This is a genomic window from Blautia massiliensis (ex Liu et al. 2021) (assembly GCF_052064225.1).
Classification (GTDB): Bacteria; Bacillota; Clostridia; order Lachnospirales; family Lachnospiraceae; genus Blautia_A; species Blautia_A fusiformis.
The window spans coordinates 14,760-41,277 of record NZ_JBQHWA010000029.1; the positions used below are offsets into that span (position 1 = coordinate 14,760).

Annotated in this window: 23 protein-coding genes and 1 tRNA gene; 8 read left to right on the top strand and 16 right to left on the bottom strand. The window is 41.5% G+C overall.

Annotated elements, in window-relative coordinates; all coding sequences use genetic code 11:
• Nucleotides 1-107: 107 nt before the first annotated feature.
• The 5 genes from ACTNDQ_RS11765 to ACTNDQ_RS11785 form a co-directional block, all read right to left on the bottom strand.
• Nucleotides 108-1,418 carry an ABC transporter substrate-binding protein gene (locus ACTNDQ_RS11765; protein WP_441064680.1) on the bottom strand — a complete coding sequence of 437 codons (1,311 nt, stop codon included), beginning with the start codon at nucleotides 1,416-1,418 and terminating at the stop codon, nucleotides 108-110.
• A 103-nt stretch (nucleotides 1,419-1,521) separates the two neighbouring features.
• Nucleotides 1,522-2,418, bottom strand: coding sequence for a PfkB family carbohydrate kinase (locus ACTNDQ_RS11770; protein ID WP_441064681.1), 897 nt, complete (start codon nucleotides 2,416-2,418; stop codon nucleotides 1,522-1,524).
• 291 nt (nucleotides 2,419-2,709) lie between these two features.
• Nucleotides 2,710-3,546 carry a sugar phosphate isomerase/epimerase family protein gene (locus ACTNDQ_RS11775; protein ID WP_441064682.1) on the bottom strand — a complete coding sequence of 279 codons (837 nt, stop codon included), beginning with the start codon at nucleotides 3,544-3,546 and terminating at the stop codon, nucleotides 2,710-2,712.
• Nucleotides 3,543-4,289 (bottom strand): GntR family transcriptional regulator, encoded by a 747-nt coding sequence (locus tag ACTNDQ_RS11780; RefSeq protein ID WP_441064683.1) that lies wholly within the window; start codon nucleotides 4,287-4,289, stop codon nucleotides 3,543-3,545. Before ACTNDQ_RS11780 ends, ACTNDQ_RS11775 begins: the two co-directional genes overlap by 4 nt.
• Before the next feature lie 128 nt (nucleotides 4,290-4,417).
• Complete coding sequence (locus tag ACTNDQ_RS11785) at nucleotides 4,418-5,413, bottom strand: SIS domain-containing protein (RefSeq protein ID WP_441064684.1); 996 nt, start codon at nucleotides 5,411-5,413, stop codon at nucleotides 4,418-4,420.
• 299 nt (nucleotides 5,414-5,712) lie between these two features.
• Between ACTNDQ_RS11785 and ACTNDQ_RS11790 the strand changes: the two genes are divergently transcribed.
• Both ACTNDQ_RS11790 and ACTNDQ_RS11795 read left to right on the top strand, forming a co-directional pair.
• Nucleotides 5,713-6,600, top strand: a complete 888-nt coding sequence (locus ACTNDQ_RS11790; RefSeq protein WP_441064685.1) for a YitT family protein — start codon at nucleotides 5,713-5,715, stop codon at nucleotides 6,598-6,600.
• 107 nt (nucleotides 6,601-6,707) lie between these two features.
• Nucleotides 6,708-7,160 (top strand): helix-turn-helix domain-containing protein, encoded by a 453-nt coding sequence (locus ACTNDQ_RS11795; RefSeq protein WP_026650321.1) that lies wholly within the window; start codon nucleotides 6,708-6,710, stop codon nucleotides 7,158-7,160.
• A gap of 244 nt (nucleotides 7,161-7,404) precedes the next feature.
• On the opposite strand, the gene ACTNDQ_RS11800 is transcribed toward ACTNDQ_RS11795, so the two are convergent.
• On the bottom strand, nucleotides 7,405-8,160 hold the full coding sequence (locus ACTNDQ_RS11800) for a hypothetical protein (RefSeq protein ID WP_441064686.1): 756 nt from the start codon (nucleotides 8,158-8,160) through the stop codon (nucleotides 7,405-7,407).
• A 354-nt stretch (nucleotides 8,161-8,514) separates the two neighbouring features.
• Here ACTNDQ_RS11800 and ACTNDQ_RS11805 point away from each other — a divergent pair, with 354 nt between their 5' ends.
• From ACTNDQ_RS11805 to ACTNDQ_RS11815, 3 genes are all read left to right on the top strand, one after another.
• Nucleotides 8,515-9,240 carry a LytR/AlgR family response regulator transcription factor gene (locus ACTNDQ_RS11805; protein ID WP_278797056.1) on the top strand — a complete coding sequence of 242 codons (726 nt, stop codon included), beginning with the start codon at nucleotides 8,515-8,517 and terminating at the stop codon, nucleotides 9,238-9,240.
• Between the two features lie 927 nt (nucleotides 9,241-10,167).
• Nucleotides 10,168-10,986, top strand: a complete 819-nt coding sequence (locus ACTNDQ_RS11810) for a sensor histidine kinase (RefSeq protein WP_441064687.1) — start codon at nucleotides 10,168-10,170, stop codon at nucleotides 10,984-10,986.
• A 548-nt stretch (nucleotides 10,987-11,534) separates the two neighbouring features.
• A complete protein-coding gene (locus ACTNDQ_RS11815) occupies nucleotides 11,535-12,392 on the top strand; it encodes a polysaccharide deacetylase family protein (protein ID WP_441064688.1) in 858 nt (285 codons plus the stop codon).
• A 179-nt stretch (nucleotides 12,393-12,571) separates the two neighbouring features.
• On the opposite strand, the gene ACTNDQ_RS11820 is transcribed toward ACTNDQ_RS11815, so the two are convergent.
• Nucleotides 12,572-13,879 (bottom strand): O-acetylhomoserine aminocarboxypropyltransferase/cysteine synthase family protein, encoded by a 1,308-nt coding sequence (locus tag ACTNDQ_RS11820; RefSeq protein WP_015526804.1) that lies wholly within the window; start codon nucleotides 13,877-13,879, stop codon nucleotides 12,572-12,574.
• 261 nt (nucleotides 13,880-14,140) lie between these two features.
• The gene (gene mnmA / locus ACTNDQ_RS11825; protein WP_441064689.1) at nucleotides 14,141-15,229 is read right to left on the bottom strand and encodes a tRNA 2-thiouridine(34) synthase MnmA; all 1,089 of its coding nucleotides are present in this window, start codon (nucleotides 15,227-15,229) and stop codon (nucleotides 14,141-14,143) included.
• A gap of 205 nt (nucleotides 15,230-15,434) precedes the next feature.
• On the opposite strand from mnmA, the gene ACTNDQ_RS11830 reads away from it, so the two are divergent.
• Nucleotides 15,435-17,594, top strand: coding sequence for a SulP family inorganic anion transporter (locus tag ACTNDQ_RS11830; protein WP_279200831.1), 2,160 nt, complete (start codon nucleotides 15,435-15,437; stop codon nucleotides 17,592-17,594).
• 32 nt (nucleotides 17,595-17,626) lie between these two features.
• On the opposite strand, the gene ACTNDQ_RS11835 is transcribed toward ACTNDQ_RS11830, so the two are convergent.
• Nucleotides 17,627-18,502 carry a LysR family transcriptional regulator gene (locus tag ACTNDQ_RS11835; protein ID WP_021652963.1) on the bottom strand — a complete coding sequence of 292 codons (876 nt, stop codon included), beginning with the start codon at nucleotides 18,500-18,502 and terminating at the stop codon, nucleotides 17,627-17,629.
• 320 nt (nucleotides 18,503-18,822) lie between these two features.
• On the opposite strand from ACTNDQ_RS11835, the gene ACTNDQ_RS11840 reads away from it, so the two are divergent.
• Both ACTNDQ_RS11840 and ACTNDQ_RS11845 read left to right on the top strand, forming a co-directional pair.
• A complete protein-coding gene (locus ACTNDQ_RS11840; protein WP_441064690.1) occupies nucleotides 18,823-20,589 on the top strand; it encodes an ABC transporter ATP-binding protein in 1,767 nt (588 codons plus the stop codon).
• Nucleotides 20,586-22,343 carry an ABC transporter ATP-binding protein gene (locus ACTNDQ_RS11845; protein ID WP_441064691.1) on the top strand — a complete coding sequence of 586 codons (1,758 nt, stop codon included), beginning with the start codon at nucleotides 20,586-20,588 and terminating at the stop codon, nucleotides 22,341-22,343. The genes ACTNDQ_RS11840 and ACTNDQ_RS11845 overlap by 4 nt, the downstream gene beginning before the upstream one ends.
• A gap of 199 nt (nucleotides 22,344-22,542) precedes the next feature.
• Here ACTNDQ_RS11845 and ACTNDQ_RS11850 read toward each other — a convergent pair whose 3' ends face one another.
• The 7 genes from ACTNDQ_RS11850 to ACTNDQ_RS11880 all read right to left on the bottom strand — a co-directional run bounded on the left by ACTNDQ_RS11850 (nucleotide 22,543) and on the right by ACTNDQ_RS11880 (nucleotide 26,500).
• Nucleotides 22,543-23,235: a hypothetical protein gene (locus tag ACTNDQ_RS11850; protein ID WP_279200836.1), complete on the bottom strand. Its 693-nt coding sequence runs from the start codon at nucleotides 23,233-23,235 to the stop codon at nucleotides 22,543-22,545.
• Between the two features lie 98 nt (nucleotides 23,236-23,333).
• Entirely contained in the window at nucleotides 23,334-24,635 is a 1,302-nt protein-coding gene (gene hydF, locus ACTNDQ_RS11855; RefSeq protein WP_441064692.1) for a [FeFe] hydrogenase H-cluster maturation GTPase HydF, read from the bottom strand.
• A 104-nt stretch (nucleotides 24,636-24,739) separates the two neighbouring features.
• Complete coding sequence (locus tag ACTNDQ_RS11860; protein WP_441064693.1) at nucleotides 24,740-24,898, bottom strand: hypothetical protein; 159 nt, start codon at nucleotides 24,896-24,898, stop codon at nucleotides 24,740-24,742.
• Nucleotides 24,879-25,034: a maltose acetyltransferase domain-containing protein gene (locus ACTNDQ_RS11865; protein WP_334303514.1), complete on the bottom strand. Its 156-nt coding sequence runs from the start codon at nucleotides 25,032-25,034 to the stop codon at nucleotides 24,879-24,881. The genes ACTNDQ_RS11860 and ACTNDQ_RS11865 overlap by 20 nt, the downstream gene beginning before the upstream one ends.
• 45 nt (nucleotides 25,035-25,079) lie before the next feature.
• Nucleotides 25,080-25,646, bottom strand: a complete 567-nt coding sequence (locus ACTNDQ_RS11870; protein WP_278797039.1) for a flavin reductase family protein — start codon at nucleotides 25,644-25,646, stop codon at nucleotides 25,080-25,082.
• Nucleotides 25,647-25,652: 6 nt separating this feature from the next.
• Nucleotides 25,653-26,240, bottom strand: coding sequence for an NUDIX domain-containing protein (locus ACTNDQ_RS11875; protein ID WP_330664887.1), 588 nt, complete (start codon nucleotides 26,238-26,240; stop codon nucleotides 25,653-25,655).
• A gap of 187 nt (nucleotides 26,241-26,427) precedes the next feature.
• Nucleotides 26,428-26,500 (bottom strand) — tRNA-Asn (locus tag ACTNDQ_RS11880).
• Nucleotides 26,501-26,518 lie beyond the last annotated feature (18 nt).

Consider the following 26,518-nt stretch of genomic DNA (forward strand, 5'->3'; position numbering starts at 1 on the left):
CCAGCTTTCTAAATACTAATTTCAGATTTTTTCAAAGAAAAAGCGGGCTTCCTACGGACAGGAGCCCGCTTTTCTTATTTTATGTTATCAAATTTCTTTTATCTAAGTTATTCTTCAGATTCACCGGAGGCTGCCAGTTTCTGTGCTTCTTTCGCTTTTGCCTGGATCTTGGTCATAGCCTCTTCCGGAGTAATATCACCATTTGTAAGATCTGAAACATCTGTCAGATACTCATCACATAATGTGGAATACAGAGCGTTGTCGAACCATGGTCCCATTTTTTCTGCAGATGTAATTACATCATATGCATCAAGGAGAGACTGATTTTCAACTCCATCAGTTGTGCCTTTGGAAGCATTAAACCATCCGATTGTCTGTGCCTGTTCTGTACCAACATCTTTTCCAAGGAACCATTTCAGGAATTCAACACATTCATCCGGGTACTCTGTCTTGGAAGAAACAACGAAGCCTTCCGGAACACCTGTAAGAATGTTCGGGTTACCAGCGCCTTCAATTTCAGGGAATTTAAACATACCAAAATTCAGATCTGGATTAATACCTGTATCCGGGTTGTTAATATAAGGAATCTCAATTACTTCTGCGTAATACATTGCTCCATTACCCATGCAGAAGTTTGTACGAGCCATATCTGCTGCAATACCGTTGCTGTTTTCATTGAAGTATGGGATCAGCTGCTCATAGTATTCCAGAGCTTCCTGATATCCAGGATCTGTAAATTCACCAGTTATAGGTGTATAATCTTTTGCTCTTACTTCATCACTAACAGTCATCTGGTTGATTGTTCCAATGTAATGGGAAGCCGGCCATTTTTCCTGGTTACCATAAGCAATTGGAGTAAATCCTGCATCCTGCAGTTTCTTGCAGGCTTCAATCAGTTCATCAAATGTAGTTGGTACTTCTACGCCTGCTTCTTCAAACTGATCAATGTTGTAGAAGAACAGTTTTGCATCAAGACGGAACGGAATTCCATAAACCATGCCATCATCCAGAGTGTAGTTAACCATCTGAGATTCCATAAGGGAATCTTTCCACTCCTGATCAGCATCAAGATATGGAGTAAGATCCAGAATTAAATCTTCACGAATAAAACGTTCTGTAAATTCTCCACACCAGCTAAAGAAAATATCCGGGCAGTCATCTCCACCAACCACTACCTTCAGTTTTTCTTTGTACGGGTCATTCTGAGCACTTTCTACAACAATATCAATGTCCGGATGCTCTTCTTCGTACTGAGCAATTTTGTCCTCGATAAAGCTGTTAAATGGCTCATCTGGGAATCTGTGGAAGAATTTGATTGTTTTCTTCTCTGCTGCTGATACAGTTGTGCAGGTTGCACCGGCTGCCATTGATGCAACCATGGCTGTTGCGAGTAATACGCTAAAAAGTCTCTTTTTCATTGTGTAACCTCCTTGGTTAAATTATACGTTTATATCAAAAGCCGCGCTTTTAATATTCTCTGATATTGACCAGACAATTATTTTCTGTGTCAGGTTTCTTTATTTAATCAAATTTTTTTCCGTATCCGAAAGAACCGTCTCTCTGACAGTTTCCTGCTGCAAATACAGCAGCTCTGTACAGACAGGTTTTTATCAGTGCGTCCTGATATTCTTCTTTCGTGGTAATTCCTCTGTGTCCTGCCTTTTCAGGAAAATCCACACAGTCTTTCATTCCGCTTATATAGTTGATCAGGAAACTTGTAATAAAGGAATCTCCTGCTGCCATAGTATCGACTGCATCTACCAGATAAGGTGACTGCTCATAAAGTTTACCGTCAATCCTGAGGAATGCTCCCTTTGAACCTCTGGTTGCCATAACAACATGTTTGCAGCCATATTCTTCAATACGTTTCATTTCCTCGATTATTTCTTCTTTTGGCATATCGCCACAGGAAATTGCAGCCATATCAATGTACGGGCAGACTTTTTTCAGATATTCCTCATCATATCTGTTTGAAAAATCAAATGATACAAATCCGGAAGCTTTGCGGATCTGCGGAAGTGATTCTTCCACATAGCTGAAAATACTTGTATGACACACATCATACTCTGCAATATAATCCAGCTCTATATCGGTAAGAAAATCTATAGGATGTTCTTTGCTTACTCCACCCTGATTGGAACCGATAAATACGCGGTCCCCATCATCAAGTCTTACCTCTGCATAACCATTCTCACCATGATAGAATCTGCAGTGTGAAACATCAATTCCCATATCTGAGATTGTTTTATAGACATGTTTCGCTGCCTCATCATCTCCAAATACACCCAAATATCCAACTTCAATTCCGGATAACCTGGCCAGTACTGCAATATTAAGAGCATTTCCACCTGGATACATGGTTTTAATATGCATATACTTGTCTACTACGTTATCTCCAAGTCCAAGAACCTTTATCATTCCAGCTCCTCCTGTTCAACGTTCATAACATATCTTGTATATACATTATATAACGTTATATATCTGGTTTCAACTACTTTTTCGCCTCGTATGTGTTTTTTGTCTATTTACAAAAATATTTACGTATATTTTTATGCATTATACACAATTATTCTTAAAAAACATATATTATCGAAGGTTATTCATCGCCAATAATCCTTGTCTTTTCGGCATTATTCTTTTAATTTTCACTAAAAAAAGTATGTTGCATCATTTAGAACCACATAATACAACATACTTTAATTGTTTATTTTATTTCAAAACTTTATACAGGGCATTAACGCTTTGCTGCACGGATTGCGTCGGATCCATATAATATCTGCCATCTGTAATTTCCAGAGACAAATATCCTTTATAATGATATCTGGAAAACTCCTCCAGGTATCCCTCCATATCCAGTATTCCGTCCCCCCATGCAAGATGTCCTCTGGGTGCTCCGTCAATAAAATGGACATGCACAAGCTGTTCACCAAGTGCCTGCAGATAATCAGCCGGTCGCTCTCCTGCCAGTGCCATTGGAATTGTATCGATCATTCCTCCAACACTGTCGTGTTTCAGTTCAGCCAGCATCTGAGTCAGCGTAGGCAGATTATATACCAGATTACTCTCATCTCTGCGTAGCACTTCCAAGGCAAGGGTAATACCATGTATCTTTGCCAGTTCTGCCAGATCATAAATTCCATCTCTGGCCCACTTCCACGCTTCTTCATGATTGCTCTCATCGAAAAATCCATATCCAGTTGTTACCAGCATTTTATCTGTGCCAAGTTCAGACGCAGCCCTTATATTATCTTCAAAGAATTTCAGACTTCTTCTTCTTGCTGCCTCTGACGGTGCTGCGAGATTCACAGGATATACGCACTGTTCCGGAGTAAGGCACACCAGCTTCAGTCCCCTGCTTTCAATCTGATGGCGTACTTCTTTCACTTCCTGGTAAGTCATGTCTTCTATATTAAAAAAAGGCATAGCTCCCCACAGTTCCACATTAGATACTTCATTACTGACCGCATCGTCCAGAAATTTATCCAGCGAAAAATATCTGTACTGGATATTCATCACAGAAAGCTGTGATTTTTGGATTGTTATCATATTTTTTCCCATTTCACACGTTCAGCTGAACTTATAAAAGTAAGATCATAATACTGAGGATTTATAATACTTTTGCAGCTGTGGATCACTTCTCCATGTGCATCCAGACATAGATCTTTCATCATAAGAAGGGCGTCGTTTTCATTTACATTAAGCAACTCCGCTTCTTCTTTTGTTGCATAACATATGGTAATTTTTCTTTTGCCTGCAACCACATAAATCCCATGCTGCTCCAGTATCTCATAAAGAGAGCCATCCAGATTAGCACCAAGAAGGAATGCGTATTTCTGAGAAAAATGATTCATTTCCAGAACTGTCGGTGTTCCATCACAAAAACGGAGACGACGCACCCTGATAACCATTTCTCCCTCTTCCAGATTCAGATTTCTCTGATCCACACCGGAAGCCTCTGAAAGATCTGCTGATAAAAGTCTGCTGCTGGGAACCTTTCCATCCAGACGGCAGCTCTCAGTAAATCCCATAAAAATACTTCCATCTCTTGTCAGCTTCTTGTCAGCTACAAAAGTTCCTATTCCCTGTTTTTTGATCAGGATTCCCTCTTCAACCAAAACCTCAATTGCTTTTCTTACCGTAATCCGACTGACATCGTATTCCTTACTGAATTCACCTTCAGTCATCAACCGGTCTCCGGATTTCAGTTCACCTGTCTGTATGCTTTCTTTAATTTCGTTTATCAGCTGTTGATACAATGCAACACTGGAATCTTTATTCAACTTTTTCATAAAAATCTCACTTTCATATCTTATGATGTATTAAGTCCAATTATACAAGTAATCAATACAAATATAACATACAATGATTCCAGTGTGCAAGGATATTTAATGTTACTGTTTACAGGTCAACTATTTAATTAGTAGTCAAGTCTTCTGTAATATCTTCTGATTGCAAGTGGGTGACGACGATTATGTTCCAGATGTGTAGATACTCTCTGGAATGCACTTCTCATAACGATCGGTGCCAGCATACCTCTGAATTCATCACTGATTCCCTGAAGTTCAAAATCTTTTGAATCAAATACTGTAACATTTGCACTGATTGTATTTACGAATTTTTCCACACGATCCATTTCCGGTCTGGTTTTGTCTTCTCCCTTGATCAGAATCACCGGAATATCTCTTTCGATCACTTCCAGAGTTCCATGGAAGAAGTTTGCAGCTGAAATCGGTCTTGTGCGCATCCACTGCATTTCTTCCATAATACACATACCATAGCAGGTAGCCCAGTCTTCCAGGTTTCCTGAACCTACCAGATAAGTCAGTGGTGAATCACAATATTTGTCTGCAAATTCTTTTGCTTTTTCATCAGATTTTTTATAAATGTTTACAACATTTTCCGGCATATTAACAATTTCTTTCATGAACTGGTCATATTTCGGGAACTGTCCTGCATTAGCCATAAAGCGAAGAGTTACTGTATACCAGAAATAATATTCACCGCCAACAGTACTGATCACATAATCACATTTTTCATACAGCGGGCTTCCTTCTTTTTCTACATATCCAATTACTTTCGCACCTACTTCATGGGCTTTATCTACTGCCTCCACTACTTCTTTTGTATCTCCGGAGATAGATGCAATGGCAACAATAGAATCTTTTCCGAAATGAGGATTACCAACCCAGTTAAAATCAGCTGCATTTTCAAGAATCAGCGGAATTGTAGATCCTGCATCTTTTACAATGTGTTCCATCTGTCCTGCATAAAGGATAGTTCCTCCGATTCCGATATAAAAGATATTTTTGAATCCTTCTTTGCAGATCTGGTCTACTACTTCCTGTGTCTTTGCTATAATGCCAACTCCGTTTTCGTGTTCTTTTCTGACTGCCTCTTCATTAAAATTAAACATTGTTCAATCCTCCTACGCTTTCGATTTTCGATTGTTTATTGATGTAACATATTGTATCATGACGTATTATATATTTCAACCATTTTTTGCTGTACTTTTTATTTTTATGCATATTGTATATGTTATATTTTCGCACTTTTAATACAACTTTCATATATTGTATTATGTATTTTCTCGTATGATATCTTAAAATCCTTCTATTTTTGAATTGTTCATTGACTCGCGTTTTAGGTTGTCATATAATATCTCTATCAATACATATATCAAGAAAATACGGATCATTAGGGAGGTATCTTATTATGACAAAAAAAGTCTACTCCGATATACTGAAAATGGCTGGCGCTATTTTGGGTGTATTTCTCTACGCCGCTGCTTTTCGTATCATCCTTGTTCCACTGAATCTGTACAGTGGTGGTTTCACCGGTATTTCTCAGGTACTTATGACTTTACTGGAAAAAATATTTCATATTACATTTCCTACAGGAATTGATTTTACCGGTATTTTTCTCTGGATACTCAATATTCCTCTTTTCTTTCTTGCCTGGAAAACAGTCAGCCGCACATTTTTTTTAAAAACAGTATGCACTGTTTTTTTACAGTCTTTCTTCATGGCTGTAATCCCGGCAGCACAGACTCCGGTTGTTTCTGATAAGCTGGTATGTTGCCTTGTTGGCGGAGCTGTTTCGGGATTTGGCGTAGGACTCACTCTGAAATGCGGCAGTTCCGGTGGTGGTACAGATATTGTAGGTATTTACTGTTCAAAGAAATTCCCTGATTTCAGCGTTGGAAAACTCACGCTTCTGGTCAATGCAGCTATTTATTCTTTCGGAGCATTGAATAACAGTCTGGAGACAGCTATTTATTCTATTATTTTCTGTTATGCTGCCAGCGTTATGATGGATAAAATCCATTATCAGAATATTATGACAAATGCCTTTATCATAACAAAGACCAACCCCAATCTTATAGGAAATCAGATCATTTCTGATCTTAATCGCAGCTATACTACCTGGACGGGAGAAAGCGGCTATAAAAAGGAACCTATTCAGGTAATTATGACTATTATTTCCAAATATGAAAGTCAGCAGCTGAAACAGATTGTAGCTTCTGAAGACCCTGACGCATTTATTACATACACCGATCATCTGGAGATCATTGGTAATTTTGAAAAACGTTTTGATGCCTGAAAAGAATTGTGAAAGAGGGCTAGTACTGTATCCGGTTAGTAACAATACTTTACAGTACTGAAAAAATTTGCTATACTCCATCAAAAACGGTATTGGAGGACGCAGTTATGCCACGCTACATTGTCACGCTGACAAACGATGAAATACAGGAGCTGAAAGCAATAATACAAAAAGGCGGAAAGGGCTACCGCATAAAGCATGCACAGATACTGCTAAAGTTGGACCAGAAGCCTGAAAACAAGGCATGGACATATGACCGCATCAAAGATGCGTATGGAGCCGCCCGTTCCACCATTGCAGGTATTGCGCAACGGTTTGTCATGGGAGGGATGGAGGCAGCCCTTGGGCGGAAGGTACAAGAAAACCGCCGTCGCAAGGTGACGGGCGATGTGGAAGCCAGGATATGTGCCATAGCCTGTTCGGAACCGCCGGAAGGAGCCTCACGCTGGACTATGCAGGCAATCGCGGATGAACTGATCCGCCTGGAAGTGGTCGATTACATTACGGACAGTACCGTCTGCGAGGTTATGAAAAAAACGAAATCAAGCCGTGGCTCGTAAAGGAATGGTGCATTCCGGAAGCAGACGCCGAGTTCGTAGCGAAGATGGAGGACGTGCTGGAGGTATATCAGCGCCCGTATGACCCTCTCCGTCCTGTCGTCTGCATAGATGAAACGAACAAACAGCTCATAAAGGAAACACGTATTCCCTGTGAACCAGGCCACCCTGATACAAGAAAGTCCCCAACCACTGCTTATTTCTTTTCACAATTGAAGCAGGAGACTACTTGGTTCGATTAGAGTATCTACATTTTAATCCTTGTTACTGCAGAATTATTACTGTATACCTTTTTACCATCAATTGTTTTGTAAGCACGAACAACATAATAATAGTTCTTTTTGCGTTTTAATCCTTTATCTATGTAATAATTTCTTCTTCTCGTTATTGTTGCAACCTTCTTATAACTGCCTCCATAATTCTTTCTAAATAACTCATATCCCGTAACATTTCCAAGATTTTTCCATATTATTTTAGCTTTTGTGGAAGAAACTTTTCGTATTTTAGTTATCTTTGCAGAATTTAAAAGTTTTCCCTGGACTGTTAATGAATACGGATGTTTTTCTGAATTAGAATTATAAAGTTCCATTAGACGAATATAATATTCTCCTGCATTACAAGTACTCCGCAGAATTGTACTATTCTGTTTTTTAGATCTGTTATATAACCAATCATTACTATCCATCAGATAATTTCCCCGGCTATTATATAGCGACACTGAAACACCTTGTGTTCCTTTCATAGTTACTGTAATAGTGATATTCATTTTTACCGGAGCCTTAAAATAAAAGTATTCTTCATAGCTATCCCATGGATCCATGAGAGTCGGGGGCTGATTATTCCGTGCCACTCCTTTGATCGTACTATTGATCTTTACCTTCTTTGCACTCTCCATCCAGCTATAACTATCAGCCTGTACCAGCGTTCCAGAAACCATAAGTAGACTAACTACCATTACTACTAATACTATAAAACTACATTTTCTTTTCATCCTTGAATACATAAAATCTCTCCTCCTTTTCTCAATTTACTCTCTTACCACATTGTCCACAGAATCTGAGACACCTCTCTTCCACATTGCAAACATCTTTTTATTTTATCCATCTTCTCTTCCCCCCTAATACCTAATACAATGAATTTTTGTAACTTTAATTTTACCATACTTTTTTCTTTTTTTTAGCCATTTGTATAAACAGACATAGTAAAGTACATAATTAACCATTTATTATTTCTACAAGCATCAGTTTTTTTAATTTTTCATTTCATTTGTCATAGATTTTTTGCTTAAATATTCACTATCAATTGAAAAATTGTGTTATAATACTTTCAAAATCACTTATTTCAAGGAGAGATTCCTATGCTGAAACTCGCAATATGTGAAGATAATGACATTCAACGCAGGCAAATTCATACATTATCCTGTTCTTCTCTTGAAATTCCAGTCGAAATTGATACCTTTTCTTCGGCCACTGATTTTCTCAATCAAATTTCCAATGAGCAATGTCCTTATCATATTATTCTCATGGATATTGAACTTGGATCTGAATCTGTGTCTGGAATCAAACTTGCTCAGAGAATCAATTTATTAAATCCGAATACACAGATAATTTTTATCAGCCAATATCTGCAATATGCATCTTCTGTTTATGAAACAGATCATATTTATTTTGTTTATAAACAGCAAATGGAAGAATATCTTCCTAAAGCACTTTCTGCTTCCTGCCGCAAACTGAATAAACTCCGTCAACAGTATTTTTGTTTTAATTATCAGTCCCGAGATTACCGTCTCCTTCGATCCGATATTTTTTATATGGAACGAAAACTACGAAATACTGAAATACATACCAAATCACAGATTTACTATTGTCGTGAAAAAATTCCGATTCTTATCGAACAATTAAAACCTGATTTTTGTATATGTCATAAAAGTTTTGCGGTCAACATAAATACCATACATACTTTCAGCCATGCTGGCATTGAACTTTCTGATGGAACCCATATTCCTGTAAGCCGAAACTATTACCAGGCAACTAAAGATGCCTTTGCACAATTGTTACTCCGAAATTCAAGTGAGGTTCTGTAATGTTAAAAAACCTGTTATTTGCAATGCTTATTGCTGCATATCATTCAACTATGCCTGTATATTGTTTCATGCAGCTTTTTCCCAGACGAATAAATTCAAAAGCGAAAGCTTTTGTCCATATTTTAGTTTGTTTTGTTTTACTGTCTTCTTTTCATATGATCAAAATATATGGGCACAATAACGAAATGACGATGTTAACACAAATAGTCATGTTTCTGAATCTTTTTTCTTTATTCAGAGGCTCCATTAAAAAAAAGCTGATAGCTTACTTTATCATTCTTTTTACCAGTATATTAACTGAACTTCTGGCACTGATATTTACATACAAATTTACAACCGGTTTATTCACCAGCATACATATACTGCAATAAATATTTATTCTTTATGCACTTTCCATGAAAAACTGATCATACAATTGCTCATTTTTTCTTTTGCTTATCTATTTTATAAAAATGTTTTCTCTCTTTTACGGGAATGTATAAATTATCTGAAGTTTACTTTACTGCTGTTTATTATTCTTCCTATTTTCCTGCCCCTGATTGCAACAGAATTCCTACAGCATTATAAATTCAGTAACCAGTTTATTCCTGTTATTTTATATATCACTTGCTGCTGTATAAGTTTTCTTTTATTTATACATGGTCTTAAATCCTTAGAACAAGAGCAGATAAATTTCAAACAAAATCTCCATAAAATGGAATTACTGAAAAAACAAATGGAAGTATCAGAAGAAATGAAACAAGAATACATTAAAATCCGCAAATGGAATCATGATATAGAAAACCATCTGTTTTCGTTAGCTTATCTTATAGATATGAAAAAAACAGATGCAGCAGAAAAATATTGTAATTCTGTGTTAAGCAATAACATAGACCATAATAATCATACATCAGTCTGTAAATCACTCAATCAGGAGGATTCTATATTATGACTTTTAAACAAAAAATAGTTTTTATTATATCTTTAGCTTTTTTTCAGATATTTTATCTTCTGTCTAATTATACCGGACAATATTTGAATTCATTTTTTTTACTGACCTGCCTGACTGCAGCTATCTTATGTTACAATTTATATCAGCTTTTAATGCAGCTTTTTACAAGCGAAAAAGTAGAGACCGAGCTTAATCTGTTAAAAAAGCAACAACTTTTAAACTCTGAACATCTGTTATTAATGAATCAACAGGAAGCCACCTCACTTAAAGCCCAGAAACAATTTTCAGAAAATCTCCATTCAATACAAAAACTTCTGCATGAAAATGATTGCGAAAATGCTCAGAAACTCGTTTACGAGGTCCTTGAAGCTTTCCAGCGTGACCGCTTTCATCCTTATTGCGAAGATAATCTTATTCTTGCCATTCTGGAATCCAAACGACTGTTTGCCCAGCATTTAGGTATCCATACAGACTACAAGATTTTTCTTCTTGAAAAATCAAATATTCAGTCCTCAGATTTATGCAGTGTTTTATTTAACATATTAGATAATGCTATTGAAGCATGCCGTTCTTCTGAATCTTCGGAACCATATCTTTCCCTGTCCTTGACAACCTCTAAAGGATTTATTTCTATCCTGGTTAAAAATAGTAAAAATCCGCAAACAGTATTTGATCATACTACTACAAAAAAAGATTCTTTTAATCACGGATTAGGACTTTCTATTATTGAAGATATCTGCCACAAGTATGACGGAAGCTGGCAATGGCATGACTATGGAAACACTTTTGAATCTGTCATTCTTTTGCGCTATTAATAAAACATCTATTTATTTTTCCTGTATTGTTGACGCTTTAATATTATCTGATTATTTCGCATGTATAGCCGTTATTATATTTCTTTTTTAATTTATTTTTATTGTTTTTCAAATTTAGTATTGACAATATCTATTTTATCTGTTATAGTTTAATCATCAAATAAAACAAACGGAAAACAAAAAACTAAATCAAAAAGGAGCGTGAACCCACCGAAAACATAACTTACTTCCCATAATCTAAGAAAGAGAGGTACAGTCCACCAGAAGATTTAACGATTTTCCATCATAATTAAAACAAGGAGGTACGGACCACCGAGAACGTAAATTTTAATTCCGTATAAGTTTTAAATCTAAGAAATGAGAGGTATATTCCATTGGATAATGAAAATTAAAAGAGTCATCGGCAGAAGAAATCAATCGCTGATGGCTCTTATTTTTTGCTTATTTTGACCTCTATCTCACAGACATGATCTCATGATCTTCTGCTTTCATATCTTCTTCTTCGTGTTCATAAACATATTAATAACTCCATTTTCTCTGAGGTTCCCATGAAACAAAAACACATCTACCGTCTTATTTTTTTCTTTGTCATGGCTTTTGCTCTTGGCAGTCTTGCAGGAAAGATCTATTCTCATTTTACTTCCAACCCACGATCCGATCCGAATTCTGCCAAAAGCAGCCAGACCTCTTCTGCTTCTATGACATTCCAAAATGAAAACTGGGGGCTCGGTTTTCAGGAAGAAGGCAAACGGCCCACAGGAAATGCTTCTATGGAAGAATTAAAAAAATACAATGCCTGGTATGCAGCCGATACCGATGAAAAAAAAATCTATCTTACCTTTGACGCAGGCTATGACAATGGAAATATGCCTTCTCTTCTGAACGCCTTACATAAGCATCAGGTACATGCCACATTTTTTGTTGTGGGGACTCTGATCCGTGAAAAACCGGAACTGATCCGTGAGATCGTAGATGCAGGCCATACCATAGGCAACCACACCATGACACACCCGGATATGTCCGGCATCTCCACAAAGGAAGCCTTTCAGAAGCAGCTTGAAGATGTGGAGGTTCTTTATAAGGAAGCCACCGGAAAAGAAATGACAAAATTTTATCGCCCGCCCCAGGGCATTTACAACGTGGAAAATTTAGAGATGGCAAAAGAGATGGGATACCACACCTTTTTCTGGAGTCTGGCTTATGTGGACTGGTATCAGGATAAGCAGCCTTCGAAAGAAGAAGCTTTTGAAAAACTTCTGGGACGGATCCATCCGGGTGCCATCGTGCTGTTGCACAGCACCTCTTCCACCAATGCTTCCATTCTGGATGAGCTGCTGACAAAATGGGAAGAGATGGGATATATCTTTGGAACATTAGAAGAACTTGTGGCATCGGGATCCGCCTGAAGAAAAGTCGCACATGATCCATGCATTCTCAGTGCCATCAACACGGTTCTTCCCGCTTTTTGGATTCTCCAGATAAGCACACAAAAAATCTGCCCCGGGACTATGTTCTCATATGTTCCGGAGCAGATTTTTCTGTGCTATTGATTTCAGAAAGTGTTCTTCTTATTTAATTGTCTTATTTACTGGACAGCCTTGAATGCCTCATCAAGATCCTGGATGATATCATCGATATTCTCAGTTCCGATGGAAAGACGGATCGTGTTTGGCTTGATTCCCTGATCAAGAAGCTCTTCCTCTGTGCACTGGCTGTGTGTTGTAGTAGCCGGATGGATAACAAGGGATTTCACATCTGCAACGTTTGCAAGAAGTGAGAACAGTTCAAGGTTATCAATGAAATCCTTTGCCTTCTGTGCATCTCCCTTGATCTCGAATGTAAAGATGGAACCGCCGCCGTTAGGGAAATATTTCTTATAAAGTTCCTGCTGGCTTGGATCTGTGGATACAGACGGATGATGAACCTTCTCTACCTGCGGATGATCATTCAGATACTGTACAACCTTCAGTGCGTTCTCAACATGACGCTCTACACGGAGAGACAGTGTCTCAAGTCCCTGAAGGAAGATAAAGGAGCTCACCGGAGAAATTGTTGCTCCTGTGTCACGAAGAAGGATCGCACGGATCTTTGTAACAAATGCAGCCGGTCCGCATGCTTTTGTGAAGCTTACGCCATGATAGCTTGGGTTTGGCTCTGTAAGAGATGCAAATTTGCCGGATGCCTCCCAGTCAAACTTACCACTCTCTACGATCACACCACCGATAGTAGTTCCGTGGCCACCGATGAATTTTGTTGCGGAATGAACAACGATATCTGCGCCGTACTCAATTGGTCTTACGAGGTATGGTGTTGCAAATGTATTATCTACAACAAGCGGAATTTTATGTTTGTGAGCGATTTTTGCAAGAGCCTCAATATCTACAACATCAGAATTTGGGTTTCCAAGAGTCTCAATATAAACAGCTTTTGTGTTCTCCTGGATCGCATTCTCCACTTCCTCGAGATTGAATACATCAACAAATGTTGTTGTGATTCCGTATGCCGGAAGCGTATGCTCCAGAAGGTTTGTTGTACCGCCGTAAATATTTTTGGCTGCTACAATGTGATCTCCCTGCTGTGCAAGATTCTCGATCGTGTATGTGATAGCTGCTGCACCGGATGCTACTGCAAGTGCTGCAGAACCACCCTCAAGTGCTGCGATCCTCTTCTCGAATACGTCCTCTGTCGGGTTTGTAAGACGTCCGTAAATGTTACCGGCATCTGCAAGTCCGAAACGTGCTGCTGCATGATCGCAGTTGCGGAATACATAGGAAGATGTCTGGTAGATTGGTACTGCTCTTGCATCTGTAACCGGATCCGGCTGTTCCTGTCCTACGTGAAGCTGTAATGTCTCAAATTTGAATTTTCTCTGATCTCTTGTAATTTTGCTCATGTGTCTGTCCTCTTTTCTTTTATTGTTATATTCGGTAAAATAGTAATTTCTTATCTTATGATCATCTGCTTATCAGCGACAACAACACATTCGCTTTTCTTCGATAAACACCCTTGTTGACTTCTGTAAAACCTTCATGATTTCCTCCTGATCATCACGTTGCTCACCTTGTTTTGTGTGCTCCGTTTTTTGATGATGCAATCATATCACCCTTTTCCTAGTATGTCAATGGGGTTTATCTATTTAGGTTCTCACCTTTATTTATGACTGGCTATAGATTTTATTTATAACGCCACCGCCTACAACCTCATCTCCGTCATACATCACCACAGCCTGGCCTTTTGTGATGGCTCTCTGCGGTTCATCAAATTTCACATGAAGGATGCCATCCGGTGTCTGCCATGCAGTGGCAGGCTGCTCTTTGTGACGGTAACGGATCTTGGCAGTCACTCTTTTCGGCTCAGTTAAGCTGTCCACAGAAATCAGGTTTACATTGTCTGCCTCCAGTTCACTGCTGAAAAGATCTTCGTTGTCCCCGAGAACTACCGTATTGGTCTTCGGAGAGATCTCACAGACATAAAGACGGCTGGCCGCCGGAATGCCAAGGCCGCGGCGCTGGCCGATCGTGTAATGGATGATTCCCTTATGGCGTCCGATATAGTTTCCATCTTTATCTACAAAATCACCCTCCGGTGTTTTTTTGCCTGTGTACTTCTCAATAAATTTCGCATAGTCGCCGTCCGGCACAAAGCAGATATCCTGACTGTCATGCTTTCTGGCATTGATAAAGCCATGTTTTTCGGCAATGACACGAACCTGGTCCTTCCGGAGACCTCCAAGCGGAAGCTTTACATGTGCCAGCTGTTCCTGGGTCAGCATATAGAGAACGTATGACTGATCCTTTGTATCGTCCACTGCTTTTTTCAGAAGGTAGCGGTCCCGTTTCTCATCGTACTCCACTCTTGCATAATGTCCGGTTACAATATAATCGTAGCCAATCTCCTGCATGCGGTGAAACATTTTATCAAATTTCAGATATCGGTTACAGTCGATACATGGATTAGGGGTGCAGCCGTTTTCGTAGGCATCTACAAACCTGTCCATAACCTCTGTATGGAAATCTGCGGTAAAATTAAACACGTAGTAAGGCATATCCATCTGATAGGCTACGCTTCTGGCATCCTCAACATCATCCAGGGAACAGCAGGTCTTTTCCCTGTGGACACCGATATCTTCGTTGTTGTAAAGTTTCATGGTAGCGCCGATGCACTCGTCACCGGATTCCTTTGTCAAAAGAGCTGCCACGGAGCTGTCTACACCGCCGCTCATTGCTATGATCGCTTTTTTCATTTATATCTTAACCTTTCCTGATGATTGATGATTTCTCAGCTTTGCAGTATGTATTCTCTTACGGTTACTGCAATTTCGCATTTATTATAATATGGCAGTTATTCTTTGTCCACGATTTTTCACCCGGAACCTTTGCTTTGCTTCTTTCCTGCAGGCTCTCTTTGGTATATAATAGAAAATATTTTTCAGAAAAGGATGTGACTATATGAAGCTTTCCCTGTTTTCCACGCTGCAAGGATATCGGAAGGAATACCTTCCCAAAGATATTTTCTCCGGCATCATCATGGCAGCTGTTTCCATCCCTATCTCCATGGGATATGCCCAGATTTCCGGGATCCCGGCGGTATACGGACTGTACGGTTCTGTTCTGCCGATCCTTTTGTTTGCTCTATTTTCCACTTCAAGACAGTTTATCTTCGGAGTTGATGCGGCACCTGCTGCCATTGTAGGTGGTGCACTGTCCACTCTTGGCATTGCTGCAGAGTCAGAAGCTGCCATGGATTATGTTCCTGCCATCGCACTTTTTGCAGGTCTGTGGCTGTTTATCTTCTTTCTGCTTCACGCAGATAAGATCGTGGACTTTATCTCCACACCTGTTATGGGCGGTTTTATCAGCGGTATCGCAGTTACCATCATCCTGATGCAGATCCCGAAACTTATGGGAAGTCCTGCAGGATCCGGAGAGCTCCTGGAACTGGCAGAGCATATCTTCGCTGCTGCCAAAAATATCAGCTGGCTTTCCCTCTTCATGGGGCTTGGTGCTCTGGTGCTGATCCGCACATTTAAAAAGCTGGCGCCGAAATTCCCCATGGCTATCGTTATTATGGCTCTGGGTGTTCTTTCCACCGTTGTTTTTCATGTGGACGAAAAAGGCATAGTCCTCCTGCAGTCTGTAGAACGTGGACTTCCCTCCCTGGTGATCCCGGATTTCGGAAATGTTGATCTGACTCAGGCGGCAGGCCGCGGTCTTATGGTTGCTGTTGTCATTATGGCAGAAACTCTTCTTGCAGAGAATACCTTTGCGTTCCGCAATGATTATAAGCTGAACGACCGTCAGGAAATCCTGGCCTGTGCCGCCGGAAATATTGCTGCCGCCGCAGTAGGCTGCTGCCCGGTAAACGGCAGTATCTCCCGCACCTCCCTCAATGAACAGTACGGTGGAAAATCTCAGGCTGTTTCCATCACTGCCGGGATCACCATGGCTCTGATCCTTCTTTTCGGCACCGGTTTTATCGGATATCTTCCGGTTCCTGTACTGACAGCCATTGTGATCTCTGCTCTGATGGATGTGGTGGAAACCCATCTGGCTGTACGTCTTTTCAAAGTAAGCCGTACAGAATTCTACATCTTCATGGCTGCCGGTTTCAGTGTGCTCTGTCTTGGAACCATTTATGGGGTTATCATTGGTATCCTGCTCTCTTTCGTAGCTGTGATCCTGAAGGCTACCAACCCGCCGCGCTCCTTCCGTGGTATGATCCCTGGAAGAGATTCTTATTTTGATCTGTCCAAAAACCGTTTCGCCTACCCTATTAAGGGCGTTGTGATCTACCGTTTCAGTGAAAACCTGTTTTTTGCAAATATAAAGATTTTTCAGGAAGATATTGAGAACAGCATCCGAAAAGACACCAGGGTAGTGATCATAGATGCCAGTGCTATCAACAGCATTGATGTCACAGCAGCAGACCGTCTGGATGCCATCTCCGCAAGCCTGAAAAAACGTGGGATCCGTTTTTACCTCACAGAGCATTCCACCCAGATCAATGACCAGCTGCGTCAGTTCGGCATCGGTCATATGATCAAGGACGGTATGGTCCGCCGTACCATTCTTGCTGCTCTCCATGACGCAGGGATCGAAGCCCCTTATGAACTGGATGTTCCAAAGGAAGACGAGACAAAGCTTCTGCGCCGCAGTATCGCTTTTCTTCCGGCAGAGGAAGAAAATACCCTGGAAGAGTTCGCCTGGGCTTTTGGTGATGATGCAGTAAAAGAGATCGAAGAATCTGTCCATCACATTATTGAACAGCTGCACCAGATCCCGGATATCCAACGTCTCTCCGAAGAAGGTCTGGAAGAGCTTCTGGATAACTGGCATGGGCTGGGTGTTCTGGATGAGGATGAACTGCTTCGAAGAATTGAATTACATATGGATGAGCTGCCTGAGGAATTAACTTCCGACCGGAAACTGATCCTTCAGCTTCTGGAAAAGCGCCGTGGCAAGCTGAAAGAAAAAATCCTTGCCGAGCATCCGGAAGTCCTGGAACGACTGGAACAGCGCCGGAAAAAGCTGGAGGAACGGCTGAAAAAGCAGAATCCGGAAGCTGTTCAGAAATGGAAGCACTGGAAGGAAGAGCATCTCAAAGACTGATTTCTGCATACATCCCCTTTCCAGGTCCATGATCAGATTGCAGGGTTTCCTGCATATTTCTCACAGATATTGATAAAATCCTGCATCACGGCAGAAGGCCTGCGATCCTTTTTCCAGGCAAGAAGGATCCTGGTCTTCAGCTTCTCTTCTTCAATGATGCGGATCGGAAGATCTGTACAGAGATCTTCCATGGATCTTGGAAAAACGGCGGTTGCAAGACCTTCCTGCACCCAGAGCATGGCGTCTCTGGGATCATCGCAGACACAGAAAATATCCGGCTGGAGATTTTTTTCTCCAAAAGCTTTCATCAGAAATTCTTCGTACCGCCGGTAAATAATGAGAGGGCATCCGGTCAGCTCTTTAAGGCTGATGCCCTCTTTTTTTGTCTCATTTTCCGGGATCTCCGGAGGAAGGACCGCGATCATGGGTTCCTCATCCAGCTCCAGATAATTTAAACCTTCCAGCTTGATAGGTGTACGCACTACCGAAACATCAATGATCCCATCCATCAGATAATTCAGAAGTGTAAAGGTGATCGCATCCCTTACCTCAAAGTTTACATCACAATTTTCTCTGGAAAATCTGGAAATATAAGGCATAATGGTGGTCACTGTGGTTGGCGTGATCCCGATACGTAAAACCTGTTTTTTCCCTGCTTTGGATACTTCCAGTTCTGTGGAACGAACGTAGCTCAAAATGTTCTCTGTTCTGTCATAAAGAAGCTTTCCGGCTTCTGTCAGTGTCACGCCTGCCCTGGTCCGCTCAAAAAGCTTCACCTTCAGCTCTGCTTCCAGCTGCTTGATCTGATAGCTCAGCGGCGGCTGGGACATGTTCAGTCTCCTTGCGGCTTCATTGATGCTTCCTGTTGCTGCGATCTCATGAAAATATTCCAGCTGTCTGATTTCCATATATAAATCCTTCTTTCTTTATCTGGTATATAACACAGGCAAAACCCATCTACTGCTTATTGCTTTTCGCTGTCCCACAGAGTACTTTCTTAATTCGGTTAAGAAATACTATAACTGCAATACTTTGTAAATACTATGAATATCTTTCCCACGCAATTATCCGAAAAACCATACTTCTATCATCCCACAGATTTCCGTCCCAGGCAATAGCAAAATTATATTATCATACATTAAAAACAATATTATACGTATTATCTCCATAGGAGTATAATAACAGAGGTTTATTATAGAAAAATAAGGAAACGGAGGAAGAAAAAGAAATGCGAACACTCGCAAAATATCTTCGAAATTACAAAAAAGAAAGCGTTCTGGCTCCTTTTTTCAAGTTTCTGGAAGTTGTATTTGATCTGCTGGTGCCTGTCGTCATCGCCCAGATCATCGATGTGGGAATTGCAAATAATGACCACGGCTATATCGTTCAGAAGTTTTTTATTCTGATACTGATGGCTGCTGCAGGACTTGCAGTCAGCATTACTGCACAGTTTTTTGCTGCAAAAGCCAGCGTAGGCTTTGCCACAGAAGTGCGTCAGGCTGTATTTGACCATATCCAGAAGCTTTCCTATACGGAGCTGGACACCCTTGGCACTGACACGCTGATCACCCGTCTTACAGACGATGTCAATCAGGTACAGAACGGAGTAAACATGGGACTCCGTCTTCTTCTTCGAAGCCCGTTTATTGTTCTAGGCTCTATGGTAATGGCTTTTACCATCAATGTGCGCTGTGCACTGATCTTCGCTGTTGCCATTCCGGTACTGTTCCTGGTTGTCTTTGTGATCATGTTTTTAAGTATCCCGCTTTTCAAAAAAGTACAGGGACGTCTGGATTCCGTCACCCGTCTTACCAGAGAAAACCTGACCGGTGTCCGTGTGATCCGTGCATTTTGCCGTGAAGCTGATGCCGTTGCGGAGTTTGACGAAAGCAATCTTGCACTTACCAGACTGAACGAATTTGTCGGAAAAATCTCTGCACTTTTAAATCCTGCAACTTATGTACTGATCAATATCGCAACAGTAATCCTGATCCGGACTGCAGGTGTACAGGTAAACCTCGGAAACATGCAGCAGGGTGAAATAGTTGCTCTTTACAACTATATGGCACAGATGATCGTAGAACTGATCAAGCTTGCGTCCCTGATCATCACCCTGAACAAATCCATGGCCTGTGCGGAGCGCGTTGCCGGAATCCTGAAGGTCGATTCCACCATGACTTACCCGGACAAAGCTTCCTTACCGACTGCGGAAAACAGTGACTATGCAGTTGCCTTTGACCATGTGAGTTTCTCCTATTCAGGAACCGGCGCACCTAGCCTTTCTGATATCACTTTTTCCGCAAAAAAAGGCTCTACAATCGGAATCATCGGCGGTACCGGAAGCGGTAAATCCACTCTTGTGGATCTGATTGCCCGTTTCTACGACGCAACCTCCGGAGTCATTACCCTCGACGGTCAGAATGTACAGACCTATTCCAGGCAGGAACTCAGGGAAAAAATCGGCGTAGTTCCTCAAAAAGCAGCACTTTTCCAGGGAACCATCCGCGATAACTTAAGCTGGGGACGGGAAGATGCCACGGACGAAGAAATGTGGGAAGCACTTACCACCGCTCAGGCTCGTGAAATCGTAGAGAAAAAGGACGGTCAGCTGGATTTCCGTCTGGAACAGAACGGCCGGAATCTTTCCGGTGGCCAGCGTCAGAGACTTACCATTGCCCGCGCCCTTGTGAAAAAGCCAGAGATTCTGATCCTGGATGACAGTGCCAGTGCTCTTGACTTTGCCACAGATGCGGCACTTCGGAAATCCCTTCACCAGCTTGGTGGAAACACCACCACCTTCCTGGTATCCCAGAGAGCAGCCAGCATCCGCCAGGCCGATCTGATCCTGGTACTGGACGATGGTCAGCTTGCCGGAAAAGGAACCCATCAGGAACTGATCTCTACCTGCGAAACCTACCGTGAGATCTTTTTCTCACAGTTCCCGGAAGAGCGTACCAAATATGAAAAAGCGACTGGAAAGGAGGTCCTGGCATGAGTAAAACAGATACAACCGCCAAAAACAGCATGGCAACCTTTTTCAAGGTACTACGTTTCATTGGAAAATACCGTTTTCTTCTCGTATTAAGTGTGATCCTGGCAGCAGTCACTGTAATTTTGCAGCTGTATGTTCCCGTACTTTTTGGTTATGCCATTGATGAGGTCGTTGCTGCCCACGAAGTTGATTTTACAAGAATGGGATTCTATCTTTCCCGTATTCTTGTCATGATCGTATTTTCCGGTATTGCCACCTGGATCATGAGTGTCATCAACAACCGTATGACCTACCGCACAGTACAGGATATCCGTGCAAGATCCATCCGCCATATCCAGAAGCTTCCTCTGTCCTACCTGGACGGACACAGCACCGGTGATATCATCAGCCGTGTCATCGCAGATACGGATATTCTTTCCGATGGTATGCTCCTTGGATTTACACAGCTGTTTTCCGGTGTCATCACCATCATCGGAACCCTGCTCTTCATGTTCTCCAAAAATGTGTGGATTACTCTGATGATCATTGTCCTGACACCTGTAAGCTTTTTTGTGGCGAAATTCATCTCCTCCCATTCCTTCCAGATGTTCCGTGCGCAGAGTGATGCCCGTGGACGTCAGACTGCACTGATCGAGGAAATGATCGGAAATCAAAAAGTGGTTCAGGCCTTTGGTTACGAAAATCGTTCTTCCGAACGTTTTGCTGCGATCAATGAAGAACTCCGTGATGCCAGCCAGAAGGCTGTTTTTTACAGCAGCCTCACCAACCCGTCCACACGATGTGTCAACAACATCATTTACGCAGGTGTAGCTCTTGCAGGTGCATTCCTGATCCCGGGCGGTCATCTGACTGTTGGTGGACTTTCCGTACTGCTGGCTTATGCAAACCAGTATATGAAGCCCTTCAACGATATCAGCTCCGTGATCACAGAGCTTCAGAACGCTCTGGCCTGCGCTACCAGGATCTTTGATCTTCTGGAGGAAGAGCCGGAAAGCCTGGATCCGACCGGAGCTCTTGTCGATGTAAAAGGTGCAGTGGATATCCGGAATGTTTCCTTCCGCTACGAAGCGGACAAACCTCTCATTAAAAACTTTAATCTTCATACAGAACCAGGCAGACGTATTGCCATCGTAGGCCCTACCGGTTGTGGCAAGACAACTTTTATCAACTTGCTGATGCGGTTCTATGACGTCACCGGTGGAAGTATTTCCGTGGACGGAACCCCCATCACCGATGTTTCCAGACATGCCCTCCGCGGAAGCTATGGCATGGTTCTCCAGGATACCTGGATCAAGCATGGAACTGTCCGTGACAACATCTGTATCGGAAAGCCGGATTCTTCTGATGAGGACGTGATCCAGGCAGCTAAAATGTCCCACAGCTGGGAATTTATCCGCCGTCTTCCAAATGGCCTGGATACCATTCTTTATGAAGACAGCTTAAGCCAGGGACAAAAGCAGCTTCTCTGCATCACCCGTGTCATGCTGTGTCTGCCGCCGATGCTGATCCTTGACGAGGCAACCTCCAGTATTGATACCCGAACAGAAATGCTGATCCAGGAGGCCTTTGACCGGATGATGCAGGGACGAACAAGCTTTATCGTTGCACACCGTCTTTCTACCATCCGCAATGCAGATGAGATTCTTGTCATGAAAAACGGAAGCATCATCGAACAGGGAAGCCATGAAGAGCTTATGGCAAAAGGCGGATTCTATCAGAATCTTTATAACAGCCAGTTTGTGAAGGTTTCTGAATAATATAAGCTGATTTTAACCGAATCAGGCAACTGGCTAAATGCGGATCGCAAATATCCGCCTGACTTAAAATTCTCCGGAACACAGATTTTCTGTACCGGAGAATTTTTTTATACTGTATCAATGATATAAAAAAAATAAACATCTCCATATGATATCTATTTTGATATCCAGGATGATGTCTATTTTTATAAAACTATATTCAGATCTTTTTATATTTTGTCCGAAGAAGCCATTTCTGATCGATCACTTTCAGTTCTTCTCCAAAACGGATGTGAAGCCTTACAGAACCCGGAAGCTGCTCTACATGCTCAATATTTCCGGTTCCGAATTTCGGATGACTGACATCCTCTCCGATCTCATAGCGTACAATACTGTTCTGAGTACTCCTGTGCTGCTGCTCTCTTCTGTAAGTATCCCGCACCGTTACAGTACGGTCATGGATCGGGCTTCGGAGTTTTTTCTCATAGTTGTATTTCATCAGAGCTTCCCCTGCCTTATAATATGGCGTTGGTGCCGCACCAGTCAGGGAACAGCAGTATTTCCAGGCACTTCCGTGGGTTCCGTGCTGCCACTGATACTCTGAGGGAATGTGAAAATTATACTGCATATAGTGAGCATATTCATGTTTGTAAAGATCCAGCCGGTCTTCTTTTTTCAGAGGATTTTTTACCGCATAGCCGATAAACAGCAGAGAAAAATGGAAATGCTCTTTTTCGTGGCAGCTGCCTCTTGTATAAGATCCCAGCAGATCCGGCTCCATGCCAAAAGTTATAGGGATCTTTGCTCCGTTAAGATGAAATTTTTTATCGAATTCTGCATAGAGACTTCGGATCTGAGCTGTAAGTATTGGGATTTCTTTCTGCAGGGCCTGTGAAAGTGTCTGATCGATCATTGTATCTGCAACTCCTTATCGTCACCTTTTGCAAATTTATAAAATGAACAATCGCTACTATATCATTTTTCGGAAAAAATGTAAACACCTGAAAAAAATTACTGATCCAGTTCTTTCCTCACATCCGGGAACATTTCCACACAACGTTTCAGGATTCCCTGCATGTAGGCAATGGCAATTCCGTAATTGGTGATAGGAATCTCCTGATCCAATGCACATTTCTGACGGTAACGCATTTCTCTCTCATTAAGCATACATCCGCCACAATGCACGATCAGACTGTACTTCGTCACATCCTCCGGGAAATCTCTTCCGGAGGAATACTCAAATTCCAGCTCTTTCCCCGTATAATTACGGATCCAGCGTGGAAGCTTGACTGTTCCGATATCATCACACTGCCTGTGGTGGGTACATCCCTCTGAGATCAGGATCTTGTCACCGTCTTTCAGCCGGTCCAGTGCTGCTGCCCCAGCTGCCGCTGTCTTTAGATTTCCTTTAAATCTGGCAAACAGAATAGAGAATGAAGTAAGCCAGATGTCTTCTGGAGTTTCTTCACTGACTCTGGCAAAGACCTGGCTGTCTGTGATCACAAGCTTTGGTTTTTTCCCCAGGGTTTCCAGTGTATTGGAAAGCTCATCCTCTTTGATCACGATAGCTGCTGCTCCGGCTTCCAGCACATCACGGATCGTCTGCTGCTGCGGAAGGATCAGACGCCCTTTTGGTGCAGCTTTATCTATGGGAACTACAAGAATCGCAAAATCTGATGGTTCAAGGAGATCCCCTACCAGACGCAATTTCAGTTCATCCGTTACTGCCAGCGAAGCGATCTTTTCTTTCAATTCGTAGATATTCTGACCGGTGGCGGCGCTGGCATAAATAGATTGCTCTGTGTTCTGGTTTTCATGATCCTGTTTCTGGCTGACACTGCTCTCTTTGACCGCACCCGCATGGGTATTCCGGTTTAAGTTATTATCTGAAGAAAGCCGGTTCCCATCTTTTGTTTTCAGCAGATCTGCCTTGTTATAAACAACCAGATATGGAATATCCTTCTCTTTAAAAATATGGATCAATTCTTCATCCACACTGGTTTTTCCCACAGTGGCATCTACTACAAGAACTGCTACATCCACTCTGTTCAACACCTGTTTCGCCTTGCGGACGCGAAGTTCTCCAAGATGTCCTTCATCATCAATACCTGGTGTATCTATGATCACCACCGGGCCCATAGGAAGTAGTTCCATGGCCTTACTTACCGGATCTGTAGTAGTTCCCTTTACATCGGATACCACAGCCAGCTCCTGCCCTGTCACCTTATTTACGATACTGGATTTTCCTGCATTTCTTCTGCCAAAAAAACCGATATGTACACGGTCTGCTGACGGTGTTTCATTCATTCCCATAATTTATCCTCTTTTCTTTCAGCATCAGACAGGTCCTCATCTATTCCTGTTCCTATCAACCTGCTTCTTTTTGATTTTTCAAAAGCCGGACATTCCTTCCACTCTTATATCATAGTGTAGTCTCCTACGTAGATATGGCTGTCATCTACCAGTGTCAGGTTAAAGTTGGCATAGATATTTTTTCCAAAATGGACATAAGCCCCTGCCATATTTGCATGGAGAGGTGGTTCAATATAAAAATCCTCACCAATCTCCGCAAACATCTCTTTCAGCTATTTCTTTTCTTTTATCCAACTGTGTTGGACGTGTCATATTGAAATCATAAAGTCGATCCAGTTTTTTGATCTGATCCTGGAAAATTTCATCATCATTAGGAAGATATAGCTCTCCTGTATGCATTTTTTTCTCTCATTGAGCGCATGTCGATACCTCCTTTTTTTATTTTTACAAAAATTTCAGTGCCGTTCCGGCTTTAAAAGCATCGCCGACTTTTTCGCCAAGACGGATATATGCATTGTTGAACGGATCAAAAGTGATCGGTGCTGCTTTTGCAACATCTACGTTTCCATTTTCATCCAGAACGCTCTCATCCACGCTGACATTTACGATCTCACCGATTAGCCGGCAGGTGTCTTTGGCATAGCTTTTCAGCTTACATTCTATACAGATTGGAAGCTCTTTGATAATAGGTGCATCTACTTTTTCAGATTTTTCTGCTGTAAATCCGGCTTTTACAAATTTATCCGGCTCTTTGTTTCCGGAAACAATTCCTACATAGTCGCAGGCTGTCATATGCTCCACATCTGCCATACTTACTGTAAAAGCGCCTTTTTTCAGGATGTTTTCAGTTGTTTTATGATTTTCACTGACACAGATGGAAATTTCCTTATCATCGCTGATTCCTCCCCAGGCTGCATTCATAACATCCGGTTTTCCATCTTCACCATATGTAGCGATCATTAATACCGGCTGTGGATAAGTGTAAGGCTTTGCTCCGAAATCTTTTCTCATGATCTTTCACTCCTTTATTGTATTGCCGTTACTTTTTATAAATTGACGTACAAGCTGCAGACCTCCCAGCGGAACACAGAATTTATCTCTGTGCTGACTGCATTGCTGATACGTTTCTTCCAGATCAAACCACTGTACCTCTTCTACTTCTTCCTTTTGAAGTGTAAGATGATCGATCTCTACCGGGTGATCGTAAATATAAACAAAAGCGATTTCTTCATCCCGGAATATTTTTTCATGAAATTCTCTGGCAAAAGATATGGGGAATTTTCCTGCAAACTGCAGATCAGCTGATTCTGCATGGATTCCCAGTTCTTCTTCCAGTTCCCGTAATGCCGATTCCATTGGTTCATCTCCCGCCTGTATGTGACCTGCAGATGAAGTATCAAATTTTCCAGGAAAGGAGTCCTTGTTTCTTGATCTTTTCTGAAGAAGGATCTCTGTTTTTTCATTCCTCCGACGGATGATCCAGATATGAGCAGTACGATGAGGGATTCCTTCTGCGTGAGCAATACTCCGTTCTACGATCTTTCCAGTGGGATTTCCGTTTTCATCTATGATATCAAATAATTCCATTTTCTGCTTCTTTCTCATAAATTATTCTTTCTTAACCAAACCAATTTCATTCTAGCATGATTTCGAAATAGTTTCCAGTCTGTTATCAGAAAACATTCTATAGGGGATTACTTGATTCGGTTAAATATTACGATATATAAGGGATATTTATACAAACATATAAAAAGTGCCTGTAAACAATTCCTTGTTTACAGGCATAAAAAAACTCCCCCTGTTGGACTCGAACCAACGACACTGCGGTTAACAGCCGCATGCTCTACCGACTGAGCTAAGGAGGATTACTTAAATATTTAATT

Excerpts from the sequence above, each read along its gene's own strand:
- ACTNDQ_RS11775 (WP_441064682.1), bottom strand. The coding sequence starts at position 3,546 with ATGATAACAATCCAAAAATCACAGCTTTCTGTGATGAATATCCAGTAC.
- ACTNDQ_RS11875 (WP_330664887.1), bottom strand. The coding sequence starts at position 26,240 with ATGAGAAAGAAGCAGAAAATGGAATTATTTGATATCATAGATGAAAAC.
- mnmA (WP_441064689.1), bottom strand. The coding sequence starts at position 15,229 with ATGAAAAAAGCGATCATAGCAATGAGCGGCGGTGTAGACAGCTCCGTG.
- ACTNDQ_RS11785 (WP_441064684.1), bottom strand. The coding sequence starts at position 5,413 with ATGTTTAATTTTAATGAAGAGGCAGTCAGAAAAGAACACGAAAACGGA.
- ACTNDQ_RS11820 (WP_015526804.1), bottom strand. The coding sequence starts at position 13,879 with ATGAGCAAAATTACAAGAGATCAGAGAAAATTCAAATTTGAGACATTA.
- ACTNDQ_RS11790 (WP_441064685.1), top strand. The coding sequence starts at position 5,713 with ATGACAAAAAAAGTCTACTCCGATATACTGAAAATGGCTGGCGCTATT.
- hydF (WP_441064692.1), bottom strand. The coding sequence starts at position 24,635 with ATGGGAATGAATGAAACACCGTCAGCAGACCGTGTACATATCGGTTTT.
- ACTNDQ_RS11770 (WP_441064681.1), bottom strand. The coding sequence starts at position 2,418 with ATGATAAAGGTTCTTGGACTTGGAGATAACGTAGTAGACAAGTATATG.
- ACTNDQ_RS11780 (WP_441064683.1), bottom strand. The coding sequence starts at position 4,289 with ATGAAAAAGTTGAATAAAGATTCCAGTGTTGCATTGTATCAACAGCTG.
- ACTNDQ_RS11800 (WP_441064686.1), bottom strand. The coding sequence starts at position 8,160 with ATGTATTCAAGGATGAAAAGAAAATGTAGTTTTATAGTATTAGTAGTA.
- ACTNDQ_RS11865 (WP_334303514.1), bottom strand. The coding sequence starts at position 25,034 with ATGCATACAGGAGAGCTATATCTTCCTAATGATGATGAAATTTTCCAG.
- ACTNDQ_RS11830 (WP_279200831.1), top strand. The coding sequence starts at position 15,435 with ATGAAGCTTTCCCTGTTTTCCACGCTGCAAGGATATCGGAAGGAATAC.
- ACTNDQ_RS11835 (WP_021652963.1), bottom strand. The coding sequence starts at position 18,502 with ATGGAAATCAGACAGCTGGAATATTTTCATGAGATCGCAGCAACAGGA.
- ACTNDQ_RS11795 (WP_026650321.1), top strand. The coding sequence starts at position 6,708 with ATGCCACGCTACATTGTCACGCTGACAAACGATGAAATACAGGAGCTG.
- ACTNDQ_RS11860 (WP_441064693.1), bottom strand. The coding sequence starts at position 24,898 with ATGTTTGCGGAGATTGGTGAGGATTTTTATATTGAACCACCTCTCCAT.
- ACTNDQ_RS11805 (WP_278797056.1), top strand. The coding sequence starts at position 8,515 with ATGCTGAAACTCGCAATATGTGAAGATAATGACATTCAACGCAGGCAA.
- ACTNDQ_RS11815 (WP_441064688.1), top strand. The coding sequence starts at position 11,535 with ATGAAACAAAAACACATCTACCGTCTTATTTTTTTCTTTGTCATGGCT.
- ACTNDQ_RS11845 (WP_441064691.1), top strand. The coding sequence starts at position 20,586 with ATGAGTAAAACAGATACAACCGCCAAAAACAGCATGGCAACCTTTTTC.
- ACTNDQ_RS11870 (WP_278797039.1), bottom strand. The coding sequence starts at position 25,646 with ATGAGAAAAGATTTCGGAGCAAAGCCTTACACTTATCCACAGCCGGTA.
- ACTNDQ_RS11850 (WP_279200836.1), bottom strand. The coding sequence starts at position 23,235 with ATGATCGATCAGACACTTTCACAGGCCCTGCAGAAAGAAATCCCAATA.
- ACTNDQ_RS11810 (WP_441064687.1), top strand. The coding sequence starts at position 10,168 with ATGACTTTTAAACAAAAAATAGTTTTTATTATATCTTTAGCTTTTTTT.
- ACTNDQ_RS11840 (WP_441064690.1), top strand. The coding sequence starts at position 18,823 with ATGCGAACACTCGCAAAATATCTTCGAAATTACAAAAAAGAAAGCGTT.
- ACTNDQ_RS11765 (WP_441064680.1), bottom strand. The coding sequence starts at position 1,418 with ATGAAAAAGAGACTTTTTAGCGTATTACTCGCAACAGCCATGGTTGCA.